The sequence below is a fragment of the Streptomyces sp. NPDC051963 genome (assembly GCF_044593495.1).
Lineage (GTDB): Bacteria > Actinomycetota > Actinomycetes > Streptomycetales > Streptomycetaceae > Streptomyces.
In genome coordinates, this window is sequence record NZ_JBIUCC010000005.1 from 603,741 (window position 1) to 624,334 (window position 20,594).

The window sequence follows — 20,594 nt, forward strand, 5'->3', positions numbered from 1 at the left end:
GTGGTGACGATGCGTGGCTTGGGGGGCGGGCCCCAGCTCTGGCATCATGGGTAAACGGAACCTCGTTCCGGTAACGACGATACGGAACGCTGTTCCGTTTAGCAAGGCTGGCAGTGGAGGAGTGGCGCGGTGGACGACGGCGACGAGAATGCGGGGCGCGCGGCCCGGTCCAAGCGGGCGGACGCCCGACGCAACAAGGAGACCCTGCTCGACGCGGCCGCCGCGGTCTTCGTCAGGTCGGGTGTGGAAGCGCCGGTACGCGACATCGCGGCCGAGGCCGGCGTCGGGGTGGGCACGATCTACCGCCACTTCCCCACGCGGGCGGACCTCATCATCGCCGTCTACCGGCACCAGGTCGACGCCTGCGCCGAGGCCGGCCCGGCCCTGCTGGCGAGCGGCGCGACCCCGCATGCCGCACTGGGGCAGTGGATCGACCTCTTCGTCGACTTCCTGGTCACCAAGCACGGGCTCGCCGGGGTGCTCCAGTCCGACAACGCCGGCTTCGACACGCTGCACTCCTACTTCCTCGACCGCCTCGTGCCCGTGTGCGCCCAGCTGCTCGAAGCCGCGGCCGGGGAGATCCGCACCGACGTGGACGCCTACGCACTCATGCGCGGCGTGGGCAACCTCTGCATCGGCGCGGACAGCGACCCCCGCTACGACCCACGCCGACTGGTGGAACTCCTGGTCGCAGGCCTCCGTCGACCGCACTGACGAGCGCTAAGCGCTCCGCTGGATATGGGGTTCGTTTTGCCCGCGGGCCTGTGGGGGCTGGTCGCGCAGTTCCCCGCGCCCCTGATGGGGCGCGACTGCACACCCGACTTCACCGACTGGCGGCGACCGTGACCGCCTACCCGAAGAGCCCCAGCGCCGCATCCACGGACCATGACTGCCACCCCATCGCGAACAGGGTGACCAGCGAGATCAGGGCCATCATGAGGTTCTGCCCCTGCTCTGCCCAGTCGTGGATCATCAGCACCAGATAGACCAGGTTGAGTATGAGGCCGCCGACCAGGGCGATCGGCGTGAGGAAGCCGACGACGAGACCGAGCCCGAGGGCGAGTTCCGCGTAGGCGACGACGTACGCCATCAGACGCGGACGGGGTCCGACGACGCGGTCGAAGCCCAGCCGGACGAAGCCCCACCGGTGTTCCGCCGCGATGCCGGCCGCCCATCGGATGCCGCCGCCGGCGAACCAGTCCCGCTTGTCCTTGTGTCGCCAGCTCTCCAGCCACCACAGGCCGAGACCGACCCGGAGGACTGCGAACCACTCGGCGCCGCTGAGCCAGATGCTCTGCACATGGACCTCCTCCGGTGAGGGCGCCGGTTCCCGTGCCGCCGTTCCCTTGCTGCCGTGAGAAGGCTGCCCTAACCTCTAAATCTGATGGATCGTCAGATTAGGGGTACAGCGTGAGCGATACCAGGGATCTGCCCAAGGTCATCAGCGTGGACGATCATGTGATCGAGCCCGCGCACCTCTTCGAGACGTGGCTCCCGGCCAAGTACCGGGACAAGGGCCCCAAGCCCTTCACCGCCGGTATCGGAGATCTCGCCTACGTCGGCGGGAAGTACCGGTTCACGACGGATCCGGACGGCCAGATCACCGACTGGTGGGAGTACGAGGGCGAGTTCTTCCCGTACAAGCGCATCATCGCGGCCGTCGGCTTCTCCCGGGACGAGATGACGCTCGACGGGATCACCCGGGAGCAGATGCGGCGGGGCTGCTGGGATCCCAAGGCCCGGCTGGAGGACATGGACCTCAATCACGTCGAGGCCTCGCTCTGCTTCCCGACCTTCCCCCGCTTCTGCGGACAGACCTTCGCCGAGGCCAAGGACAAGGAGGTCGGCCTCGCCTGTGTGCGCGCCTACAACGACTGGATGGTCGAGGAGTGGTGCGGCGACAGCGGCGGCCGGCTGATCCCGCTGTGCCTCATCCCCCTGTGGGACATCGAGTTGGCGGTCGCGGAGATCCACCGCAATGCCGCCCGGGGCGTGCGCGCCGTCACCTTCAGCGAGATCCCGACCTATCTCGGGCTCCCCTCCATCCACTCCGGCTACTGGGACCCCTTCTTCGCGGCCTGCGAGGAGACCGGGACCGTGGTGAACATGCACATCGGCTCGTCCTCGCAGATGCCGGCCGCGTCACCCGACGCTCCCCCCGCCGTTCAGGCTTCCCTCAGCTTCAACAACGCCATGGCGTCGATGATGGACTTCCTCTTCAGCGGTGTGCTGGTGAAGTTCCCCCGGCTCAAACTCGCGTACAGCGAAGGGCAGATGGGCTGGATCCCGTACGCCCTGGAACGCGCGGACGACGTGTGGGAGGAGCACCGGGCGTGGGGCGGCGTCAGGGACCTGGTTCCGGAGCCGCCGTCGACGTACTACTACCGGCAGATCTTCTGCTGCTTCTTCCGCGACCGGCACGGCATCGAGGCCATCGAGACCGTCGGCGTGAACAACGCGACCTTCGAGACGGACTACCCGCACGTCGACTCGACCTGGCCCGAGACGAAGAAGGTGGCGGCCGAGCATGTCGCCGGTCTCTCCGACGAGGTGACCTACAAGCTGCTGCGGGGGAATGCCATTCGGATGCTCCAGCTGCCGTTCGACCAGTAGGGCCGGGCTCGATTCACGGGGTCCTCCGAGGGGAACGGGAAGGGGCATGAAGGTCTCCGTCGACCCCGACCGCTGCTACGGCTCCGGCGATTGCGTCTACCGGGTGCCGTCCGTCTTCACCGTGGAGGACGGCTTCGGTGCCGTCATACCGGGCCGCGAGGACAGCGGCGACGATCCACGGGTCCGGGAAGCCGCCGAGGGCTGCCCGTCCCAGGCCGTCGTCATCGCCGACTAGGGCCTGTCCGGGCGCCGTTGTCACCGAATCCGCCGTCCGTCTGCCGGAATCGCTCACGTCATCATGTTTCACAAACGGGTGTGATGGGTGACAAGGTCACTGGGATGTGTGTGGCCTGACGACACGGTGACGGAGACGGGGCATGGCGCGCGACGAGCGGGACAAGGACTGGCTGGACCTGGCCGATGCCATCGACGTGCTGCGAGAGCAGCTGTCCGATGCGCAGTTCCGCGGCCAGGAATCCGAACTGCGCTTCGTGCTGGGCGAGATCACTGTGGAGTTCGAGGTCGAGCTGATGCGGACGCGGAACGGCGGCGGTGCGCTGCGGTTCGGTGTCGTGGAGGCCAACGCCCGCGGGGAGCGCTCGGCACGGTCCACCCAGCGCGTGACCGTGCACCTGAACCCGGAACAGCGCGGAGGCCGGAGTGTCACCGTGGGCGACTCCGAGTAGCCGGGCGCCGGACTGATGGAAGCAAAGCAGGTCGTCCAGGTCCGAAGGTTCGTGAGCGACAGGGACCAGAGCTTCGGCACCGGCTATCTGATCGCGCCGCGGCTCGTCCTGACCGCCGCGCACCTGCTCCCGGCGCCCGGCATGCCGGGGAAGCTCACCGTGTCGTTCCCGGATGCGGACGCGCGGTTCCCTGCCGTGGTGCGGTGGCGACAGTCCGACGAGACTCTGGACGCCGCTCTGCTGGAGATCCCGGCCGAGGTCAAGGACTGGGAGCCGCCCGGGACGTTGGGCGACGCCCGGGGCCGACGCCCGCAGCGCTGGGGCCGATGCGTGACGATCGGGGACGAAGTACAGGTCGCCGCCATCGGATTCCCACGGCAGCAGCGGGAGCAGGACGGCGACGGACCGGGGAAGGTGATCAGGCGCGGCCGGGAGATGCTGGTCGGCCGGGTCCGGCCGCACGGTGGTGGCGAGGCCTTCGAGATCCTCGACAACGCCGGCCTGCTGGCGTACGACACCGCAGGTCCCACCCCCGAGGCCGCCCGCCGGACCACCCACTGGTCCGGGATGTCGGGCGCGGCCGTCTTCCTGTCCGGCGGGAAGCTGCTGCTCGGCATGGTGCGGGAGGACCGCCGGCCGGATGTCGGCACACGGCTGGCGTACACCCGCAGCGAGGATCTGCTGGCCTGTGCCGGATTCCGCTCGGTGGTCCGCGAGGCGACAGCCGCCGACCCGCAGCTCGAACCGGCCGAACTCGCCCGCCTGTTGGAGCCGGCGCCGCCCAAACGGGAGGTGACCTCTCTCACCATGCTGCTGCGGGCCGACGCCGAGGTGGTGTCGTTCCACGGCAGACAGGACACGCTTGCCGACTTGGAGCAGTGGTGCCGGGAGGACCGGGACGGCCTCCCTTCCGCCCGCGTGCTCACCGCGCCGGGCGGACAGGGCAAGACCCGGCTGGCGCGAGAGCTGATGGCGCGGATGCGGGAGCAGGGCTGGGTGGCCGGGCAGGTGCTCCGCAAGCCGGCGGACCTGCGGGCGCTGCGCATGGTCCAGCACCCGCTGCTGCTGGTCGTCGACTACGCCGAGACGCGGCCCGAGCTGGTCAGGGAGCTGTGGGAGGAGACGGAGGAATGCGGGTATCCGGTGCGGCTGCTGCTTCTCGCCCGCTCTCTCGGCTCGTGGAAGAACAGGGCGACGGGTGCCCTGCGTGAGATCAGGTTGCATGCGCTCAGCCCTGACGCCGCCGACCAGGAGCGGGTGTTCCGGATAGCGGTGCGGGACCTCTCCCGTCGACTGGCGGAGGTACCCGCTGGGAGGGGCGTCGACTGGCCCGGGCTGGTGGGCGGACTCCGCGTCCCTCCCCCCGCGGTGGGCCAGGGGCCCGCAACGGCGCTGACCGTGCAGATGGCGGCCCTGGCCGCGCTGCTGCGCCACGTACGGACCCCCCGGCGGGAGGAGGATGCGCTGGAGGCCGAACTCCTGGAGCACGAGAACACGTACTGGCAGGACACCGCCGACGGCAGGGGCATGGGACCTCGGGAGAAGGAACTGCTCGGCCAGGCGGTTACGGCGGCCGTCCTGTGTCCCGCCCAGGACGAACGGGAGGCGCGTGCCACCATCGCCCGGCTGCTGCCCGATGAGCCGCGGCCGCTGGTCACGGATGTCGTCGCCTGGCTGCGCGGCCTGTACCCACCGCCGGAGGGCCGCTACTGGGGCCGGCTCGAGCCGGACCGGCTGGCCGAGTTCCAGGCCTCCGAGCAGATCATCCAGGAACCCGGGCTGCTCGGACGGCTGTTCGCCGGCGCCCCGGACCACCAGCGGGTGCAGACCTTGACCGTGCTGGCCCGGTCCGCCGTGGCCCACGCCAACGAGGACCGCAAGGACGAGGCGCGCGCCATCGTCGACAGGCTGCGCGAGGCACTGCGCACGGTCCCTGCCGAGGCACCGCTGACCGCCGCCATGCTGCGCGCACACACCGACGCCCTGCCGGAACGCACCCATGTGCTGCGCGAGTACGCACTCGACGTCGCCCTCGAACTCAACCGGCTGTGCCACGCCACGGACGACGACCCGCAGGCGCTCCGCGACCGTGCGTGGGCGCTGCACAACCTCGCGGAGCGGCAGCTGGATGTCGGAGCCCGGGCGGACGCCCGGATCGCGGCCGACGGCGCGGCGGCGATCCGCCAACGGCTCGCGGACGACGGTACGGTGACCCACCGCACCGAGTGGGCCGACTCGCTGCTGGTGCTCTCCCGCGCCGCGCACCTGACCGGGCGGCTGACGGACGCGTACGAGGCCGGCGACCGGGCGCTGAGCCTGTTCCGCGCGCTGGCGGCCGAGGACGGCGAGGAGTGGGAGAAACGCGAGCGTGGCCTGGTGCGGGCGCTCATCAACCTGTCACGGGTGGTCTGGCGGCTCGCTCCGGACATGATTCGCTTCGACCAGATCGCCCGGTCCGACGAATACACGGACGAGGCCGTCCAGCGTGCCCGCAAGCTGGCCGCGGACCACCCCGATCTGGACCCGCTCCTGCTCAGCACGGCGCTGACGGAGCGAGGCTCGAACCTGTGGCGCTTCAACCGGCATTCGGAGGCGATGCTGCTCGGTGAGGAGGCCGTCGAAACCTGTCGCCGGCTGGCGGCGGAGAACGCGGACGCCTTCCGCGCCGACCTCGCGCAGGCCCTCAAGAGTCTCGCCAACGACTACAGCGACTCCTCCTTCCGCCCCCGCAGCGAGTCGATGGCGCTGGATCAGGAGGCGATCGCGCTCGTCACGCCGCTGGCCGAGGAGCTTCCGGAGGTCCATCTCGCCGGCCTGGCGCAGATGTTGCACAACCTCTCCTGGGACCAGTTCTACGACGGGAAGCACGAGGAGGCGCTGAAGTCCATCGGGCAGGCCATCGAGCATCGCAGAGCCCTGGTGCGCAACAGTCCGTTCGGTGTCACCGAGCCCCAGCTGGCCCATTCGGTGACCCTTCTCGCCACCTTCCACGCGGGGACCGGCAAACACGGGGTGGCGGTGGAGGAGTTCAAGGAGGCCCTTCGGATCTACGACGGCGCCGAACTGTCCCTCAGCGCGAGCGACTTGAACATCCGGGCAGGAACCGCACTCAAACTCGGCAACTCCTACGCCGAACTGGGCCGCTCGGCGGAGGCTCTCGCCGCCCTGAACGACGGTATCGCCATCAGGAACCGGCTCAGTACGTACGCCCCCCGGCTTTACACGGACAGCCATGCCTTCGGTCTCCACGACGCCTCCGACACGTACCGAAGGCACAACCGGCAGGTCGCGTCCCGCATCCTGTTGAGGCAGGCGCTTCCGCAGTACCGCCGGCTGTCGCGTGACAGCGAGGAAGGGCGCGAAGGGCTGGCGTCCTGCCTGCACGACCTGGGCACCGGCTACACGACGTCCCCGGCGACGACCTGGCGGGGGATTCCGGTACTGCGGGAGGCGTACGAACTGCGCGTGCAGCTGGCGGCCGGCGATGCGAGACACGAGGCGTACCTGGCCGACACCTGCATCGAGCTGTGCCTTGCCCTGCTGGGAATCAGCCGCTTCCTGGACGCTCTGCGCGTCGCCGAGCACGAGGTGCAGCTGCGGCGCCGGTTGCTCGTCGCGGACCCTGAAGGTCAGGAGCGCCCCTTCTGCCACGCTCTCCTGCGCCTTGCCGACGCGCAGGCGATGGCCGGCCGGGCGGGCGCGGCCTGGCGTACCGCACTCGAGGGCGAGGAAGCCTGCGGGCCACTGATCGCTCGCCCCGGCGAACCGCCGGAGACGACCGCGTGGCTGCTGTACCGGCTGGGCGGGACGCTGAGCCTGGCCGGCCGGCACGATGTGCGCCTGGCCGCCCGTGGTGTGCAACCGGCGCGACGGGCCGTCCGGCGCTACCGGGCCCTGGTGAACCAGGACCCGAACTGGCAGCCCCAGCTGAGACGGGCCGTCACCGGGCTCGCGAAAGCCCTCGACCGCATCGGCCGGCACGCCGAGGCGACCGACGTAGTGCAGCGAAGAGGAGCATGACGCCATGACATCACCACTCGACGACGAGGAGCGGGGCGAGTCCGCCGAGGACATCCGGCGGGACGAGGAGAAGATCGAGCGCTCCGGGGAGCTGTTCTACCCGAACGTCGGCGAGTTCGTCTCCGACCGGTTCCGCTATCTCGTCTCGCTGCCCACTCCCGAATCAGGGCGATTGTGGTGCCCGGAGTGGTATCGCCACGCCGAGGCGCTCTCCCGGCTCGACTCCTTGTGGCGTGCCTGGGAGGCATTGCGCTGGGACGGCCCGTTGGGCATGTCGAACTGGTGGATCCACCACACCGAACCGCACATGCGCGCCCTGACGGATCCCTTCACCGGGCCGTTCGCCCGCTGCGTCGGCGGCAGCCACGTCAGCATCGACCCGCTGCCGATCATGGAGCCGCCGGAGGGGCTTTTCACCGAACAGAGGTCGGCGGTGATCCGGGACCCGTTCGCCCTCGACTGAGCGTCCTAGTCGGTGAGTTCCTCGGCGTCGACGCGCGAGAAGACCAGCTCGGTCTCGCCGACGACCGGCCCCCGCCACCGCACCGGCGGGGAGGGGCTGCGCAGGGCGTGGGGGTAGCTGTCCGGCTTGTAGCTGTTGGGCAGTCGGTAGGTGTGAAAGCCGTGCCCGCGCATGATGTCCAGCAACTCCTCGACGGAATCCCCCAGTTGGGCCATCCGCTCGGGAGTGACCTCCACGGCGATCTCCGCGTCGTCCCGGAGCCGGCCGAGGACGGGAGCCAGGCCTCGTACGACGCCGCCCTCCGCCCCTTCGACGTCGATCTTGATCACCCGGGCCCGGGTGAGGTCGTCGGGGTCGAGGAGCTCGGGGAGCGGCCGGGCCTCCGCCTCGAAGGTCGACTCCGCCGGGCCGTCGTACGGGACGATCGAGTTCGCGCCCATGTTGTGGGAGCTGGCCAGGACGAACGTGAGCGTCCTGCGGCTGTCGGAGACCGCGGCGTTCACGGTACGGACGTTGGTGCAGCCGTTGAGCGTGAGCTGCTGCCGCATCCTGTCGTGGAAGGCGGGGGACGCCTCCACGGCCACGACCCGGCCCGTGTCGCCGACGAGCCGGGAGCCGAGGACCGCGAAGTAGCCCACGTTGGCGCCGACGTCGACGAAGGTGTCGCCCGGTCGCAGCCGGCCCCGGAGCCACGCCGTCATGTGCGGCTCCCACACGCCGAACAGATAGACGTAGCGCTGGATGAGGTCCTGTGTGTCGACCGCGAACCGGGCGCCGAACCGGGTCTCCGCGACCCGGCGCCGCGGATGATCACGCAGACGGGAGTTGAGGTACCGCGCGGCCAGCGGCGCCTTGCCGAGCGGGACCGGGGCGTCGCGCACATACCGGCGACCCAGGGTGACCAGGGCCTCGGTGAAGCCGGTACTCATCACGCGCCTCCGGTGCGGCTCTCAAGCTCGATCAACGGGTGATCAGCTGCTGAGCATTGTTGTACATGATGTCGTCCCGGACGGAATCCGGGTCATCGCGTCCAGGCCGCAGCGTGCCTTCGACGAGCAGGTCCTCCGGTGAGAAAATTGTCGGACCAGTGGTGTCGAAAGGGCTCCTGATGGACCTGGACCTGGACGCCGTCGCCGACGAGCTGTACGGACTGCGGCCGGAGGACTTCACCGCCGCCCGCGATGTCCGCGCGGCGGCGGCCCGGACGGCAGGAGACCGCGCCCTCGCGGAGAGCATCGGAAAGCTGCGCCGCCCCAGCCTGTCGGCATGGGCCGGCAACCTCCTCGTACGCGAGCAGCCCGACCGGATCGAGCCCCTGCTCAGACTCGGGGAGGGCCTGCGGCAGGCGCACCAGGACCTGGACGGGGCGCAGTTGAGGGAGCTCAGCCGGCAGCAGCGGGCCCTGATCAGCGCCCTGTCGCGGCAGGCCGGGCAGCTGGCCGCGCAGGCCGGTCACCCCATCGGCGAGGATGCGCGGCGCGAGATCGAAAGCACCCTGCACACCGTCCTCGCCGATCCGGAGGCCGCCCGCGAATGGGCCAGGGGCCGGCTGGTCAAGCCCCTCACCGCCACGGTCGGTTTCCCCGTGGCCTCCCCTTCGGCCAGGCCACGCCCCGCCCCGGCCCCGAAGCGCGTCCCCGCCGACGAGCAGCGCCGCGAGCGGCAGGCCCGGGCTCGGAGGGACGCCAAGGAAGCCGAGGACGAACTGCGCGCCCGGAAGAAGGAGGCCGCGGCCGCGACCCGTGCCGCCGACCAGGCCCGGAAACTGGCGGAGAAGCTCCAGCGGCACATCGACGACCTGACCGCCGAACTCAAACGTGTCCGAGGCGAGCACGAGCAGGCACGCACGGCCGAGCACAGGGCCCGCGAGGACGCCCGCCGCGCCGATCGCCACGTCCGCGAGGCCGAACGCCGGGCGGAGACCGCCGCGGCGAAGGTTGAACGGTCGGCCTGATCCGGGCCTGAACGGTCGAGCCGTCCGGCGTCCCAGTGGGCGCCCCGAGTCTCAGAAGGCGTCCGGCGTCCCACTGGGCGCCGTATACCCCCACCGCACGTCGGCCAACGCCCGTGCCCGCGCCTCCACCACGGCCATGCGGGCCTCGCGTTCGGTGGGATCGATGTGCGAGGCCTGGCCGGTGGCCTGGCCCTCCCACTTGCGGTACAGGAGGCCGACCTCGGCCGAAAACCACCCCCGGCTCACGGAGTTGAGGGCGAGCAGCAGGCCGGTGTCCTCGGATGCGGGCAGGGCCATCCAGCCGCCCAGGGCGAGCAGCAGGTCACGTCGGACGAAGAGCGTCGCCGGATGGACCTGGGCGCGGAAGGCGTTGGCCTTCCAGCGGTCGAGTACGGATCCGCGCTCGATGGGGCCGGGGGCGGGGTCGCCGGGGAAGCCGGCCGTCGAGCCGTCCGGCAGCAGGTCCAGGGCCCGCGACGTCGCCCAGCCGATCGCCGGGTCGGCCTCCAGGGCCGCCAGGTCGCGGGCCAGAGCGCCGGGACCGAGCTGGTCGTCGGCGTCGAGGATCTTGACGTAGTCGCCGTCGGCGTGCGCGAGGGCCATCGTGCGCGCGACTCCGGGGCCGCCCGGCCGCCCCTGGCGGAAGGTCACGCGGTCGTCGTCGGGCACGTGCGGGGCGACGGCGTCGGTGCGGCCGTCCTCCTGGATCACCCAGTGCCACTCCCAGCCGGCCGGCAACTCCTGTTCGCACAGCGACTTGTGGGCGTCCGCCAGGAACACGGCCGAGGGCGCGTGCACAGCGGTGACGACGACGATGCGCCCGCTCACGGCAGCGCTCACCTCCTGTCCCCAAGACTCTCGACGAAAGCGGCTCCACGAAAAGACCCGACCGCTGGCGACGGGGGATGCACCAGCGATCGGGCTATGGCCAAGGCTAACAAGGCTACGAGTGCTGTGGGAGGCGACTGCTCAGCCACACCGAGGCGTTGTGATCGGGATCACTGGCCGCAGGGTGGTTCGTACGACAGCCGGGGCAGGTACTCGTCCCACTTCTCCCTGGTCAGAACACCCCTGGTGACCGAGCAGATACGGTCGATCGCCTTGTCGACGTCCAGGTTCCACAGCCGGACCGTGTCGGAGCCGCTCGACACCCCGATCATGTGGCTGTTGGGGCTGAAGGACAGGAAGTTGCCCGTCTTGGCGTTGGGGCTCATCGACTGGCCGATGGGCGAGGCATCGGAAGGGTCGGCGACGTTCCACAGCCGGACGGTGTTGTCGTTGCCGCCGGTGGCGAGGGTGTGCCCGTCGTGGCTGAAGGTGAGCGACACCAGCGCCTCGGTGTGGCCGGCGAGGGGGGAGCCCAGCAGGGTCGCCCCGCCGGGGTCGGTGACGTTCCACAGGCGGACGGTGTTGTCGTCGCTGCCGCTGGCCAGCGTATGGCCGTCCGGGCTGTAGGCGAGGGCGTTGATGGGGCCGAGATGCCCGGTGAGCGGCTTGCCGCGCGGGGTCGTACGGCTCGGGTCGGTGACGTTCCAGAGCCGGATGGTGATGTCGGCGCTGCCGCTGGCGAGGGTGCGTCCGTCAGGGCTGAACGCGAGGGCGTTGACGTACCCCTTGTGGCCGGTGAGCGGCTTGCCGAGCCGGACCGGACGGGCCGGGTCGGAGGCGTCCCACAGCTGGATCGTGCGGTCGTCGTAGGCGCTGGCGAGGGTACGGCCGTCCGGGCTGAAGGCCAGCGAGTCGGGGCCCGCGTACCGCGTGGGCAGCAGGACGGGACGGCCGTAGGCGACGGGGTGGGCGGGGTCGGAGACGTTCCACAGCTGAAGCGTGTTGCGGATGCCCGTCAGGACGGCGAGGGTGCGGCCGTCGGGCGAGAACACCATCAGCCTGAGGTCCTTCTCCCCGGTCGGGAACGGCTCGCCCAGCGCCACGGGCCGGTCGGGATTCGCCACGTTGAACATCCGGATCTTGCTGTCGCCGCTCCCGGTGGCGAGTATCCGCCCGTCCTGGCGGAACGCCCCGATGCGGCCGATCATGTCCGACCTGGGGATCGACCACAGCCGGACCTTGCTGTCGCCGGTGCCGGTGGCGAGGGTGCGTCCGTCGGGGCTGAAACCGAGGGCGTACATCTCCCCGCTGCTGCCCGCCAGCGGCATGCCGACCTGCGACGGGTACGCCGGATTGCGGACGTTCCACAGACTCGCCGTGCTGTCCGCGCTGCCGGCCGCGAGCATGCTCCCGTCCGGGCTGAAGGCCACCGACCAGATGGGACCGGTGTGCCCGGTCAGCGGCGCCCCGACCGCGGTCGCACGGTCGCGGTCGCCGACGTCCCACAGCCGGACGGTGTTGTCCGAGCTGCCGCTGGCGAGGGTCTTGCCGTCCGGGCTGAAGGCCACGGAGTGCACGGTGTTGGTGTGGCCGGTGAGCGGCTTGCCGATCCGGTCCGGACGGCGCGGATCACGCATGTCCCACAGCGTGACCGTGTTGTCGTCGCCGCCTGCCGCGAGCGTCCGCCCGTCGGGGCTGAACGCCACCGAGCGAACGGGCGCTGAGCGGCGGTCCAGGGTGCCGAGCGTCGCGGGCCGCCGCGGATCGCTCACGTCCCACAGGCCTACGGTGCCGTCCTCGTCGGCGGTGGTCAGCGTGCGCCCGTCCGGGCTGAAGGCGGTCAGATAGATCGTGCCGTTGTGCCCGGTCAGCGGCGCGCCCAGCGACCGCGGACGACTCGCGTCGCGTACATCCCACAGCCGGACCGTGCCGTCGTCCCCGGCGCTGGCCAGCGTCTTCCCGTCAGGGCTGAAGACCGCGCTGCTCACCCAACTGGTGTGTCCGGTCAGGGGTTTGCCCAGGGCCTTGGGGCGGGTCGGGTCCGATACGTCCCACAGGCGTACGGTCCGGTCGTAGCTGGCGGTGGCCAGCAGCCGTCCGTCCGGGCTGAACGTGGTGAGGTAGACGGCTCCGGTGTGGCCGAGCACGGGCGTGGCCAGCGGTGCGTTGACGATCGAGATCAGCCGGTTGCCCGCGTCCTCGTCGCCCGACCGCAGCCGATGCGCCACCAGGGCGAGTTGGGCGGACAGCGACGGATCCGTGGACTGGACGCGATCGGCCTCGGCGAGCACCTGCGCGAACACCGCGTCGTCCCGCTGCTGCGTCGCGATCACCGCCCCGCCTACGGCCACCAGCGCCAGCACCATCAGCGCCGCCACCGCACCGCGGCTGACCCAGACCACGCGCCTGCGCAAGCGCACTGAGGCGGCCAGGAAGTCCACCGCGCTACGGGTCATGAAGGTGTCACCGTCGGACTTGGCCCAGGCGTGGGCCTGTTCCAGCCGCGAGCCCCGGTACAGCAGCGACGTGTCGCGGTTCGAGCCCTCCCAGGACCGACTGTCCTCCTCCAGCCGCTGGCGCAGCAGATGGTCGCTGCGGCCCTCGTCGATCCAGTCGCGCAGCCGCGGCCAGGCGTGCAGCAGGGCCTCATGGGTGATCTCCACGCTCTCCGCGTCGAGCGTCACCAACCGGGCCTGCACCAGGGCTTCGAGCGACTCCTCCGTCTTGCCGGGGTCCGTCGACTCGTCCGCGAGCTGTCGTCGCGTCCCCCGCCGGCGGGTGGCCTGGGTGTCCTCGCCCAGCCGGACCAGGCGGAGCAGCAGCAGCCGCGCGGCCGTACGCGCCGCCGGATCGAGGCTGGACCAGGCCCGCTCGGCGGTCGCCGCCACCGCGCCCTGGATACCGCCCGCCGCCCGGAAGCCGGCCAGTGTCAGCCGTCCCCCCTTGCGCCGCTGCCAGGTGGCCAGCAGGGCGTGGGAGAGCAGCGGCAGCACCCCGGCGTCGTGCGCCCCGCGGGGTCCGTCGGCGCTCACCTCCCGGACGATCAACTCCGCCAGCCCGGGTTCGAGTTCCAGACCCACGGCCTTGGCCGGTCCGGTCACCGCTTCACGCAGCTCCGTGGTGGTCAGCGGCCCGAGCACCATGTGCCGGTGTTGCAGCGCGTCGGCGAGTTCGGGATACGCGAGGCACTGCTCGTAGAAGTCGGCGCGTATGCCGAGGACGACGAGGACGGGGGCGGGGCCGTCGGGCCCGGGTGCACAGGCGGCGTGCAGGAACCGGATGAACGTATGCCTGTCGGCCTCGTCGGAGCAGAGGGTGAAGGTCTCCTCGAACTGGTCCACGATGAGGACGGGGCGGATGGGGGAGCAGGTCTCCGCCCAGCGCGTGACGGCGTCCCGCACCGCCTGTGGCGTGGCCGTCTCTGTCTTTCTCGCGGAGACGAGGGGCACGAGCTCGGGGATCCGTTCGGCCAGCTCGGTGAGCGGATTGCCGCCCGGCACCAGCTGCACGACCTCCCGCGCATCCTGCTCCAGGGCGGGCACCAGGCCGGCGTTCAGCAGGGAGGACTTTCCCGCACCGGAGGCGCCCACGAGCATGACCAGCCCGCCGCTCTCCTCCGCCGAGCCCAGCTGGGCCATGAGGGCGTCGGTGCTCCGCTCCCGGCCGAAGAACCACCGGGCGTCCTGCTGCCGGTACGACGCGAGCCCCCGGTACGGACACACCCCACCGGGGACGGCCTGGCCTTCGCCCGAGGGCCGCTCCTCCTCTTCCCCGGTCACGGCGGCACGCTCGCCGATGGGATCGGCCACCGCCTGCTCCCAGATGCGCTGCCACTGACCCAGGTCGTACAGGCCCGTCGACACCGGCGTGGGTCGCGCGCGCCGCGCCTGCGGGATCAGGATGGACAGCACGGCGGCCAGCGCGGTGAAGTGGGCGGGCACGTTCTTCGCGCGTCGCCAGTCGCTGATCCGCTGAGCGGACACCCGCACCTGCCGCCCGCGTTCGTCGACCCGCTGAAGCTGTACGACCGCCTCGGCCACCCGCTTGAGCGGAGGGTTGCCGGCCTCCTTGTACAGCAGCGCAAGACGCTCCGCGAAGGCTGTGCGCGCCCCTGAGTCGGAACTCAAGGTCTCCACCCCTTACTTCCCTCGCTGCTGAACATCCGGACCGGAAAACTCACTTTATACAGCTGACCTGCGAGGAAGGACCGGACCGGATACCGCAACCTCCTCGTGGAGGGCTCCAGATGGCAGGATCACGACGCAGTAGCGAACCGACTGCACGCCGTTATGACAGGCCACCAGCCCAGTGCTCGGAGAGGCAGCCAATGACGCCGTACGTTCTCGGCCAGCTTCCGCCGAAGTTCCGTTTCGGTGGTGTCGGACCCGTGCCCAAGGCCTGAGAGATCCGTGGAGCCGTCCCATCCGGACCGCTCATCGCCGACCACGGATCCCGCCCCGCCTCGGTCCGCGCCGCGACTGGCGCGGACCGAGGCCTCGCGCGTCGTTCGGTACCGGTCCCCACGTGGGGAGGGACCGGTTCCGGACGACGCGGCGACGCATACCGGCTCACCTGCCCGGCATTCGTCACGCCATGCGCTCAGTCGATGACGGCGGTGGCCTCGATCTCGACCAGGTGCTCGGGGATGTCCAGGGCCACGATGCCCAGCAACGAGGCCGGCGGCACCGGCGTGACGCCCAGCTTCGCGGACGCCCGCGCGATCCCCTCGAGAACCAGGGGCATCTTGTCGGGGGTCCAGTCGACGACGTACATGGTCAGCTTCGCCAGGTCGTCGAAGGACGCACCGGCCGCGGCCAGGGCGGTGCCGACGTTGACGTAGCACTGCTCGATCTGGGCGGCGAGGTCGCCCTCGCCGACCGTGACACCGTCGACGTCCCAGGCGACCTGCCCGGCGATGAAGACCAGCTTCGAGCCGCTTGCGATCGACACCTGCCGGTAGACGTCGATCTTCGGCAATCCGTCGGGGTTCACCAGGGTGATGGCCATCTTTCCTGCCTCCGTTGCTGTGCGAGTGCTGCGCCGAGTGCTCTGGCGAGTCACTCTCTTGTGGTTACTCAGGAACCGTAGGAGAGTGGCTGCTGACATGGAAGAACGCACTTTTCGGTGACAGGGGAACCTGATGGTGACCAAGCAGTTCAGCGGCTCGGCCGAGGATGCGGACCTGAGGCGGGCGGACTCTCTGGCGCGGGAGATCTTCTCGGACGTCGCCAACAAGTGGGCGCTCCTGATCATCGAGTCCCTCGGAGAACGCACCCTGCGTTTCAGCGAGCTGCGGAACGAGATCGAGGGCGTCAGCCACAAGATGCTCACCCAGAACCTGCGCATGCTGGAGCGCAACGGCCTGATCCGGCGGACGGTGCACCCCGTCGTGCCGCCCCGGGTCGAGTACACCCTCACCGAGGCCGGCCAGGCCCTGCGGGTGACGATCGACGCACTGTGCGACTGGACCCACCACTACCTGGGCCACATCGAAGCCTCCCGCCGGCGCTTCGACACCTGACGGGCGGGTTCGCCGGCGTGGGCGGCTACCGCTCGACCGTCCGGCGGCGGCTTCGGTGCCGGGCGTGGCGGTGAACCACAGCAGGCGCTGGCGTCCGTCCTCGCTGAACAGGGTGTTGCAGTCCACCGCGAGGACGCCGAGGGCCGGATGGACGATGCGCTTGTGGTCCGATCTGCGCAGGGCGACGTCATGGGTGTCCCACAGCGCGGCGAACTCCTCGCTGCGTCGCCGCAACCCGCCCACGAGACACGCCACTTCGGCATCGTCGCCGCGCCGCGAGGCGACCGCCCGCAGGTCGGCGACGAACACCCGGGAATGGTGCGGGTGTTCGTCGGGCGGATAGATCGCACGGGAGCCGGGATCGGTGAACCAGCGGTGGATGAAGCCCGCCTCAGGCCCTCGTCCCGTCGGCTGCCGGCCGATGAGCGCGACGGCCGCCGCGTTCTGTACGAGGGTCTCGTGCAGGTCGGTGATGATCTGCGCGGGTGTCGTCGCGAGCCGGTCGAGGAGACCGAGCAGCCCCGGCTGGACGTGCGCGGTCGGGCCGGCCGCGGCCGGAGGTACGGGCCGCTCGGCGAGGCGGAACAGATGGTCGCGTTCGTCGCCGTTCAGCCGCAGTGTCCGGGCGAGCGCGGCCAGCACCTGCGCCGAGGGCCGGGTGCCGCGCCCGCGTTCCAACTCCGTGTAGTAGTCCGCCGACAGACCGGCCAACTGCGCCACCTCTTCCCGCCGCAGCCCGGGAACCCTGCTCCGCGGCCCGGCGGGCAGGCCGGGCGGCGGACACGCGACACCGCGGTCAGCCCACCGTTGTCCCCTGACAGAAGGCGAACTCCCCATGCCGCACGCAACGTCCAAGGTCCCCGCGGGCACCCTCACCGAGAAGCAGAAGGAGCAGATCATCACCCGCACCACCGACCTCTACGCCGAGCTCTACGGCGAACGCGCCCGCGCCACCACCCTGGTCCTGGTCGAGGAGGTGCCCGACGGCGGCTGGGGCATCGGCGGCCATGTCCTGACCTCGGCGGAGATCGGCCGGACACCCGCCACCTGACCGAGCCGTCGGGGCCGGGGGGAGCGTCCTCACCGTTCGTGATCGGTTCCGGTGGCGACATCGGTTCCGGTGGCGACGATGATCTGCTCGGCACTGCTGAGACTGCCCGCACGCACCGCTTCGGCCATCGCGGCGCGGGCCGCCTCGGGCGTGGCGTTGGGCGGGACCACGAGGAGGGAGAAGAGGTCTCCCTCGCCCCGGGTGACAAGGACGGTGTCGTCTCCCACCGCGTGCGAGTCGATGTGCACGACACGGTCGTCGATGGTCATGCGCGTCGGCAGGGCGTCCCAGGCATCGGCATCCAGACCGACCCGGGTGACCGGCCCGAGATGCTCGGTCAGCGCGGCGATCAGACCGGGAAGCTCAGCGGCGATGTCCCGGGACCGCGGCCACCACGCGCCGTCGAGGATCCCCTTGCGATCGTGGGTCGTCTCCAGCCGCAACAGAGCCGTTCCGGGCCGTACGCCAGCGTGCACGGTGTCCGGCAGGAGGCCGGGCCTCAGATGCGGGGAGCCGGTGTCGGGCATCGCGTTCACCTGACCCTGCGGATTGCGTAACTCGGCTCGGCCTGCCGGGGAGGACCAGGACCAACGAGGCCGACTCGTTTCCACGCTACTCCTCCTGGTCCGCACGTCCGAGGTGAGCGGACGCCGGGCAGACCCTTGGGCAGACCCTTCGGCGGGACGACCTCTCAGGACCTCCTCAGGCGGTTTCGCCCGCGGCGTCGGCCATGAGCGGTTCGGCGGCCTCCTCGGTCGTATCAGGCGGCACGACCAGCAGATCCCAGCGTCCCCGGCCGGGGGAGAGCAGGACAACGGTGTTCAAGGCATGCGCCGGGTGCGTCTTGCGCAGCCGTACGACCTGGTTGAAGACCAGCATCCGGCCCGGTGTCGGGGACCAGGTGGCGCCGTTCACGACGACACTGACGACGGTGCCCCAGGACCGCGGCAGTCCGGCGAGCAGCTGCGGCAGTTCCGCCAGGAGGTCGTTGGAGCGCGGCCACCACGCGCCGTCGAGGCGCCGCGGCATGGCGCTGTGGGGCGCGAGCCGCAGGCGGAGGAGGGGAAGGGAGGGAAGCGGGGGCTGCAATGCGGTGGTCATGACGTCTCCTGACGGCTGATCCGTGGTCTGTGGTCGTCTCTGGTCACTCCTCGAACGCCCCGGCGGGGTGCACGATGTGCGCGGGCCCGCCTCGGACCGCGTCGCAACGCGCCGCGTACGCTCCGAACTCCGCACTCTCATGTGCGGGTTGGCCGGTGGCAGGTGTGGCGCCGTCAGGTGGGGTTCTGGTTCTCCTCGCCGCTCGCGCGCGGAAACGCGGGGTCACGGCGGCAGGACGGCAGACAAGTGGCAGGCGCTGTCATGATGCGGAACCTGTCCCGGGCGGCGAACCCCCGGAGTCGTGGTACGCCAAGGACGAGACCGGTTCGGTCACCGGCATGCGTCATGCCCTCGGTCTTTTCAGCCTACCTGTGGGCGCGACGAAGCGGGCGTTGTGGAACGTAACCATGGCGCGGACCGGCACTGGACCGGCACCGGACCGGTACCGGGGCGTTCCGGCGGGCAGTGTGGGCCCTCGCGCTGGGCCCACGGCCTCACCGAACCGGCCCGCGGACCCAGGCCTCCATGCCCCCCGTCCCGTCGGAAACGGCCGCGGCTTCTGCTCCGCCCAGTTCCTTCCAGCCCCACGCCCTGAGCATTTCCCGCGGTCCCGTCCCGAGACGCCGGTCGACGGAAGCCACGACCAGATCCGTGCTCGGCCGGGACAACAGCCGTTCGACCAGCAGCGTCGCGATGCCGCGACGGCGGTGCGCGGGCAGCACCATCACCTCGGCCAGCGCGAAGACCCGGCTCGACGCGGTGAACTCCACTGTGCGCGGCCGCTGTTCTCCCGCGAAGCCGGACCACTCCGTGCCGGTGCGGTCCAGGCGGTATCCATAGGCGCACCCGACGAGCCCGGCCGAGTCGGCGACGACCATGTCGAAGCCGGCGCGCTGGACATCGGCGGCAAATCCGCGCAGGAAGACCCGGCGGTCCTGCTGATCGCCGTCCCCGCCGCTGCCGTACGCCATGACATACGCGTCCGCGACCGTCTCGCGCTGCTGCTCGGCCTGCCACCTGCTCAGCCGCCGCAGGTGCACCTCTGCCATGGCCATACGGGCCTCCTCCCGGACCGGCGAGTCCGCGTCATCGGGCATTCTCGGGCGCCCGGCCGCCCAGTGGCCCGCCGGTCAGCCCGGCTCGTCGGCGTGAATGCGTCGTTCCTCGGAACGGCTGGAGTTCAGCCACGACGACTCGGTCGACGCCTCCGTCGAGGACGACTCCGCCGCCGGCGTCCGCCCGGCCTGTCCGGTGTCGACCGTGAGGTGCAGGAGGGTGCCGTGCCCGTCCCGTCCCGCGGGGTAGCTGCGGGGCTCGTCGCAGCGGAAGCCCTGACGCAGCAGCCGCGCCACCTGCTGGGCGGTGTCGGGGTCCGCGGCGATGATGCGGACCTCGGCGAGGCCTCCGGCCGGCGTGCTCTCGTCCGGAGGACTCGCCGGCGCGGAGGAGTCGTTCGTGCCACGTGGGTGGCGGGGCCACAGGCGCATGACGGCACCTCTCCGCATTCGTACTCGGGTCTCAGCGTTCGTATCCGGGGCGGTCGGCCCGGGAGTCCGAAGCGGGGACGGTGGCGCCGAGTCGTCGTCGGGGCCGGTGGGGGTCGGGAAGCCGGGCGGGGCGGCCGTCGGCAAGGCGTTCATGCCGGCCGCCTCATGGACTGGGAGGAGCGGGCGGGGCGGGCTGCTGTGGGACGGCGGCTGACATGGCTGACATCGCTGACATCGCGGAGGCGCTGCCCTCGTACTTCCGTGCCTCGTCCTCCTCCCGTGTCTCGTCCGCGGCGATGAGCGCGCTCGCGGTGAGAAGGGGGCCGGCGGGGTCGGACGCGGCGGCCATCAGCCGGGCCGCCGTCTCCGCCCCGGTCTCGGGCGGGATGACCAGGAGATCCCAGCGGCCGGTGCGATAGGAGAGCAGCAGCAGCTTGTGCGGGTCGAGTTCCGGGGTGAACCAGCCGACCTTGACGATGTGGCCGGCCACGGGAGCCTGGCGGGGGATGACCGGCCAGTGCATCGGATTGACGGCGATGCGGGTGATACGGCCCCACAAGGGGTCCAACACCTCGGTCAGCGCGGGCAGTTCGACGAGCAGATCCCGGGAGCGGGGCCACCAGGCCCCGTCCAGGAGTCCGCGGGAGCTGCCGTCGGTCTTCAGGGCGAGACGCACGGTCGGGCCCGCGACGGACTCGTGACGCGGAAGGGTTGGGTGCGAGGGCAAAGGCAAGGGCAAGGTCGCCGACATGGCGCGGACCCGTCTCCGGGCCGCCTCAGCAGCGGCCCGGGTTTCATCGCTCGCCGAGAACGACCCGGCGTGGAGGCCGGTATGCGAAATACCCTCGGTGTTCTCCACACTACTCCGCG

19 protein-coding genes and 1 pseudogene are annotated in these 20,594 nt (G+C 70.9%); 9 read left to right on the forward strand and 11 right to left on the reverse strand.

What is annotated here, in order from left to right:
* Positions 1-129: 129 nt before the first annotated feature.
* On the forward strand, positions 130-714 hold the full coding sequence (locus tag ACIHFB_RS23525) for a helix-turn-helix domain-containing protein (protein WP_365272751.1): 585 nt from the start codon (positions 130-132) through the stop codon (positions 712-714).
* A 136-nt stretch (positions 715-850) separates the two neighbouring features.
* On the opposite strand, the gene ACIHFB_RS23530 is transcribed toward ACIHFB_RS23525, so the two are convergent.
* Positions 851-1,300, reverse strand: a complete 450-nt coding sequence (locus ACIHFB_RS23530; protein WP_400127803.1) for a DoxX family protein — start codon at positions 1,298-1,300, stop codon at positions 851-853.
* A gap of 110 nt (positions 1,301-1,410) precedes the next feature.
* Between ACIHFB_RS23530 and ACIHFB_RS23535 the strand changes: the two genes are divergently transcribed.
* The 5 genes from ACIHFB_RS23535 to ACIHFB_RS23555 all read left to right on the forward strand — a co-directional run bounded on the left by ACIHFB_RS23535 (position 1,411) and on the right by ACIHFB_RS23555 (position 7,782).
* Entirely contained in the window at positions 1,411-2,613 is a 1,203-nt protein-coding gene (locus tag ACIHFB_RS23535) for an amidohydrolase family protein (protein ID WP_365272757.1), read from the forward strand.
* A gap of 46 nt (positions 2,614-2,659) precedes the next feature.
* Positions 2,660-2,848, forward strand: a complete 189-nt coding sequence (locus ACIHFB_RS23540; protein WP_365272760.1) for a ferredoxin — start codon at positions 2,660-2,662, stop codon at positions 2,846-2,848.
* Between the two features lie 142 nt (positions 2,849-2,990).
* A complete protein-coding gene (locus tag ACIHFB_RS23545) occupies positions 2,991-3,299 on the forward strand; it encodes a trypco2 family protein (protein ID WP_400127804.1) in 309 nt (102 codons plus the stop codon).
* A gap of 51 nt (positions 3,300-3,350) precedes the next feature.
* Positions 3,351-7,319, forward strand: a complete 3,969-nt coding sequence (locus ACIHFB_RS23550) for a trypsin-like peptidase domain-containing protein (protein ID WP_400127805.1) — start codon at positions 3,351-3,353, stop codon at positions 7,317-7,319.
* Between the two features lie 4 nt (positions 7,320-7,323).
* Complete coding sequence (locus ACIHFB_RS23555; RefSeq protein WP_365272768.1) at positions 7,324-7,782, forward strand: DUF4913 domain-containing protein; 459 nt, start codon at positions 7,324-7,326, stop codon at positions 7,780-7,782.
* A gap of 5 nt (positions 7,783-7,787) precedes the next feature.
* Here the strand turns inward: ACIHFB_RS23555 and ACIHFB_RS23560 are convergent, their stop codons facing one another.
* Entirely contained in the window at positions 7,788-8,711 is a 924-nt protein-coding gene (locus tag ACIHFB_RS23560; RefSeq protein WP_365272771.1) for an FkbM family methyltransferase, read from the reverse strand.
* Between the two features lie 179 nt (positions 8,712-8,890).
* Here ACIHFB_RS23560 and ACIHFB_RS23565 point away from each other — a divergent pair, with 179 nt between their 5' ends.
* A complete protein-coding gene (locus tag ACIHFB_RS23565) occupies positions 8,891-9,736 on the forward strand; it encodes a hypothetical protein (protein WP_400127806.1) in 846 nt (281 codons plus the stop codon).
* A 51-nt stretch (positions 9,737-9,787) separates the two neighbouring features.
* On the opposite strand, the gene ACIHFB_RS23570 is transcribed toward ACIHFB_RS23565, so the two are convergent.
* The 3 genes from ACIHFB_RS23570 to ACIHFB_RS23580 all read right to left on the reverse strand — a co-directional run bounded on the left by ACIHFB_RS23570 (position 9,788) and on the right by ACIHFB_RS23580 (position 15,571).
* Positions 9,788-10,576, reverse strand: a complete 789-nt coding sequence (locus tag ACIHFB_RS23570; protein WP_400127807.1) for a glycosyltransferase family 2 protein — start codon at positions 10,574-10,576, stop codon at positions 9,788-9,790.
* A 158-nt stretch (positions 10,577-10,734) separates the two neighbouring features.
* A complete protein-coding gene (locus tag ACIHFB_RS23575) occupies positions 10,735-14,700 on the reverse strand; it encodes an AAA family ATPase (protein ID WP_400127808.1) in 3,966 nt (1,321 codons plus the stop codon).
* Positions 14,701-15,163: 463 nt separating this feature from the next.
* Positions 15,164-15,571, reverse strand: a complete 408-nt coding sequence (locus ACIHFB_RS23580; protein ID WP_365272783.1) for a RidA family protein — start codon at positions 15,569-15,571, stop codon at positions 15,164-15,166.
* A gap of 133 nt (positions 15,572-15,704) precedes the next feature.
* Between ACIHFB_RS23580 and ACIHFB_RS23585 the strand changes: the two genes are divergently transcribed.
* Positions 15,705-16,085 (forward strand): helix-turn-helix domain-containing protein, encoded by a 381-nt coding sequence (locus ACIHFB_RS23585; protein WP_365272785.1) that lies wholly within the window; start codon positions 15,705-15,707, stop codon positions 16,083-16,085.
* A gap of 42 nt (positions 16,086-16,127) precedes the next feature.
* Here the strand turns inward: ACIHFB_RS23585 and ACIHFB_RS23590 are convergent.
* Positions 16,128-16,856: pseudogene (locus tag ACIHFB_RS23590) on the reverse strand (helix-turn-helix transcriptional regulator); the annotation flags it as partial.
* Positions 16,857-16,920: 64 nt separating this feature from the next.
* Between ACIHFB_RS23590 and ACIHFB_RS23595 the strand changes: the two are divergent.
* Positions 16,921-17,136 carry a tautomerase family protein gene (locus ACIHFB_RS23595; protein WP_400127809.1) on the forward strand — a complete coding sequence of 72 codons (216 nt, stop codon included), beginning with the start codon at positions 16,921-16,923 and terminating at the stop codon, positions 17,134-17,136.
* 29 nt (positions 17,137-17,165) lie between these two features.
* Here ACIHFB_RS23595 and ACIHFB_RS23600 read toward each other — a convergent pair whose 3' ends face one another.
* The 5 genes from ACIHFB_RS23600 to ACIHFB_RS23620 all read right to left on the reverse strand — a co-directional run bounded on the left by ACIHFB_RS23600 (position 17,166) and on the right by ACIHFB_RS23620 (position 20,583).
* Positions 17,166-17,663 carry a DUF5994 family protein gene (locus ACIHFB_RS23600; RefSeq protein WP_400127810.1) on the reverse strand — a complete coding sequence of 166 codons (498 nt, stop codon included), beginning with the start codon at positions 17,661-17,663 and terminating at the stop codon, positions 17,166-17,168.
* Positions 17,664-17,838: 175 nt separating this feature from the next.
* A complete protein-coding gene (locus ACIHFB_RS23605; RefSeq protein WP_365272793.1) occupies positions 17,839-18,237 on the reverse strand; it encodes a DUF5994 family protein in 399 nt (132 codons plus the stop codon).
* Positions 18,238-18,731: 494 nt separating this feature from the next.
* Positions 18,732-19,292 carry a GNAT family N-acetyltransferase gene (locus ACIHFB_RS23610; protein ID WP_400127811.1) on the reverse strand — a complete coding sequence of 187 codons (561 nt, stop codon included), beginning with the start codon at positions 19,290-19,292 and terminating at the stop codon, positions 18,732-18,734.
* Between the two features lie 75 nt (positions 19,293-19,367).
* Positions 19,368-19,724: a hypothetical protein gene (locus ACIHFB_RS23615; RefSeq protein WP_400127812.1), complete on the reverse strand. Its 357-nt coding sequence runs from the start codon at positions 19,722-19,724 to the stop codon at positions 19,368-19,370.
* A 163-nt stretch (positions 19,725-19,887) separates the two neighbouring features.
* A complete protein-coding gene (locus ACIHFB_RS23620) occupies positions 19,888-20,583 on the reverse strand; it encodes a DUF5994 family protein (protein WP_400127813.1) in 696 nt (231 codons plus the stop codon).
* Positions 20,584-20,594 lie beyond the last annotated feature (11 nt).

Coding starts and splice junctions, on each gene's coding strand:
- ACIHFB_RS23540 (WP_365272760.1), top strand. CDS start 2,660: ATGAAGGTCTCCGTCGACCCCGACCGCTGCTACGGCTCCGGCGATTGC.
- ACIHFB_RS23555 (WP_365272768.1), top strand. CDS start 7,324: ATGACATCACCACTCGACGACGAGGAGCGGGGCGAGTCCGCCGAGGAC.
- ACIHFB_RS23565 (WP_400127806.1), top strand. CDS start 8,891: ATGGACCTGGACCTGGACGCCGTCGCCGACGAGCTGTACGGACTGCGG.
- ACIHFB_RS23610 (WP_400127811.1), bottom strand. CDS start 19,292: ATGGCCATGGCAGAGGTGCACCTGCGGCGGCTGAGCAGGTGGCAGGCC.
- ACIHFB_RS23585 (WP_365272785.1), top strand. CDS start 15,705: ATGGTGACCAAGCAGTTCAGCGGCTCGGCCGAGGATGCGGACCTGAGG.
- ACIHFB_RS23595 (WP_400127809.1), top strand. CDS start 16,921: ATGCCGCACGCAACGTCCAAGGTCCCCGCGGGCACCCTCACCGAGAAG.
- ACIHFB_RS23600 (WP_400127810.1), bottom strand. CDS start 17,663: ATGCCCGACACCGGCTCCCCGCATCTGAGGCCCGGCCTCCTGCCGGAC.
- ACIHFB_RS23545 (WP_400127804.1), top strand. CDS start 2,991: ATGGCGCGCGACGAGCGGGACAAGGACTGGCTGGACCTGGCCGATGCC.
- ACIHFB_RS23560 (WP_365272771.1), bottom strand. CDS start 8,711: ATGAGTACCGGCTTCACCGAGGCCCTGGTCACCCTGGGTCGCCGGTAT.
- ACIHFB_RS23605 (WP_365272793.1), bottom strand. CDS start 18,237: ATGACCACCGCATTGCAGCCCCCGCTTCCCTCCCTTCCCCTCCTCCGC.
- ACIHFB_RS23580 (WP_365272783.1), bottom strand. CDS start 15,571: ATGGCCATCACCCTGGTGAACCCCGACGGATTGCCGAAGATCGACGTC.
- ACIHFB_RS23615 (WP_400127812.1), bottom strand. CDS start 19,724: ATGCGCCTGTGGCCCCGCCACCCACGTGGCACGAACGACTCCTCCGCG.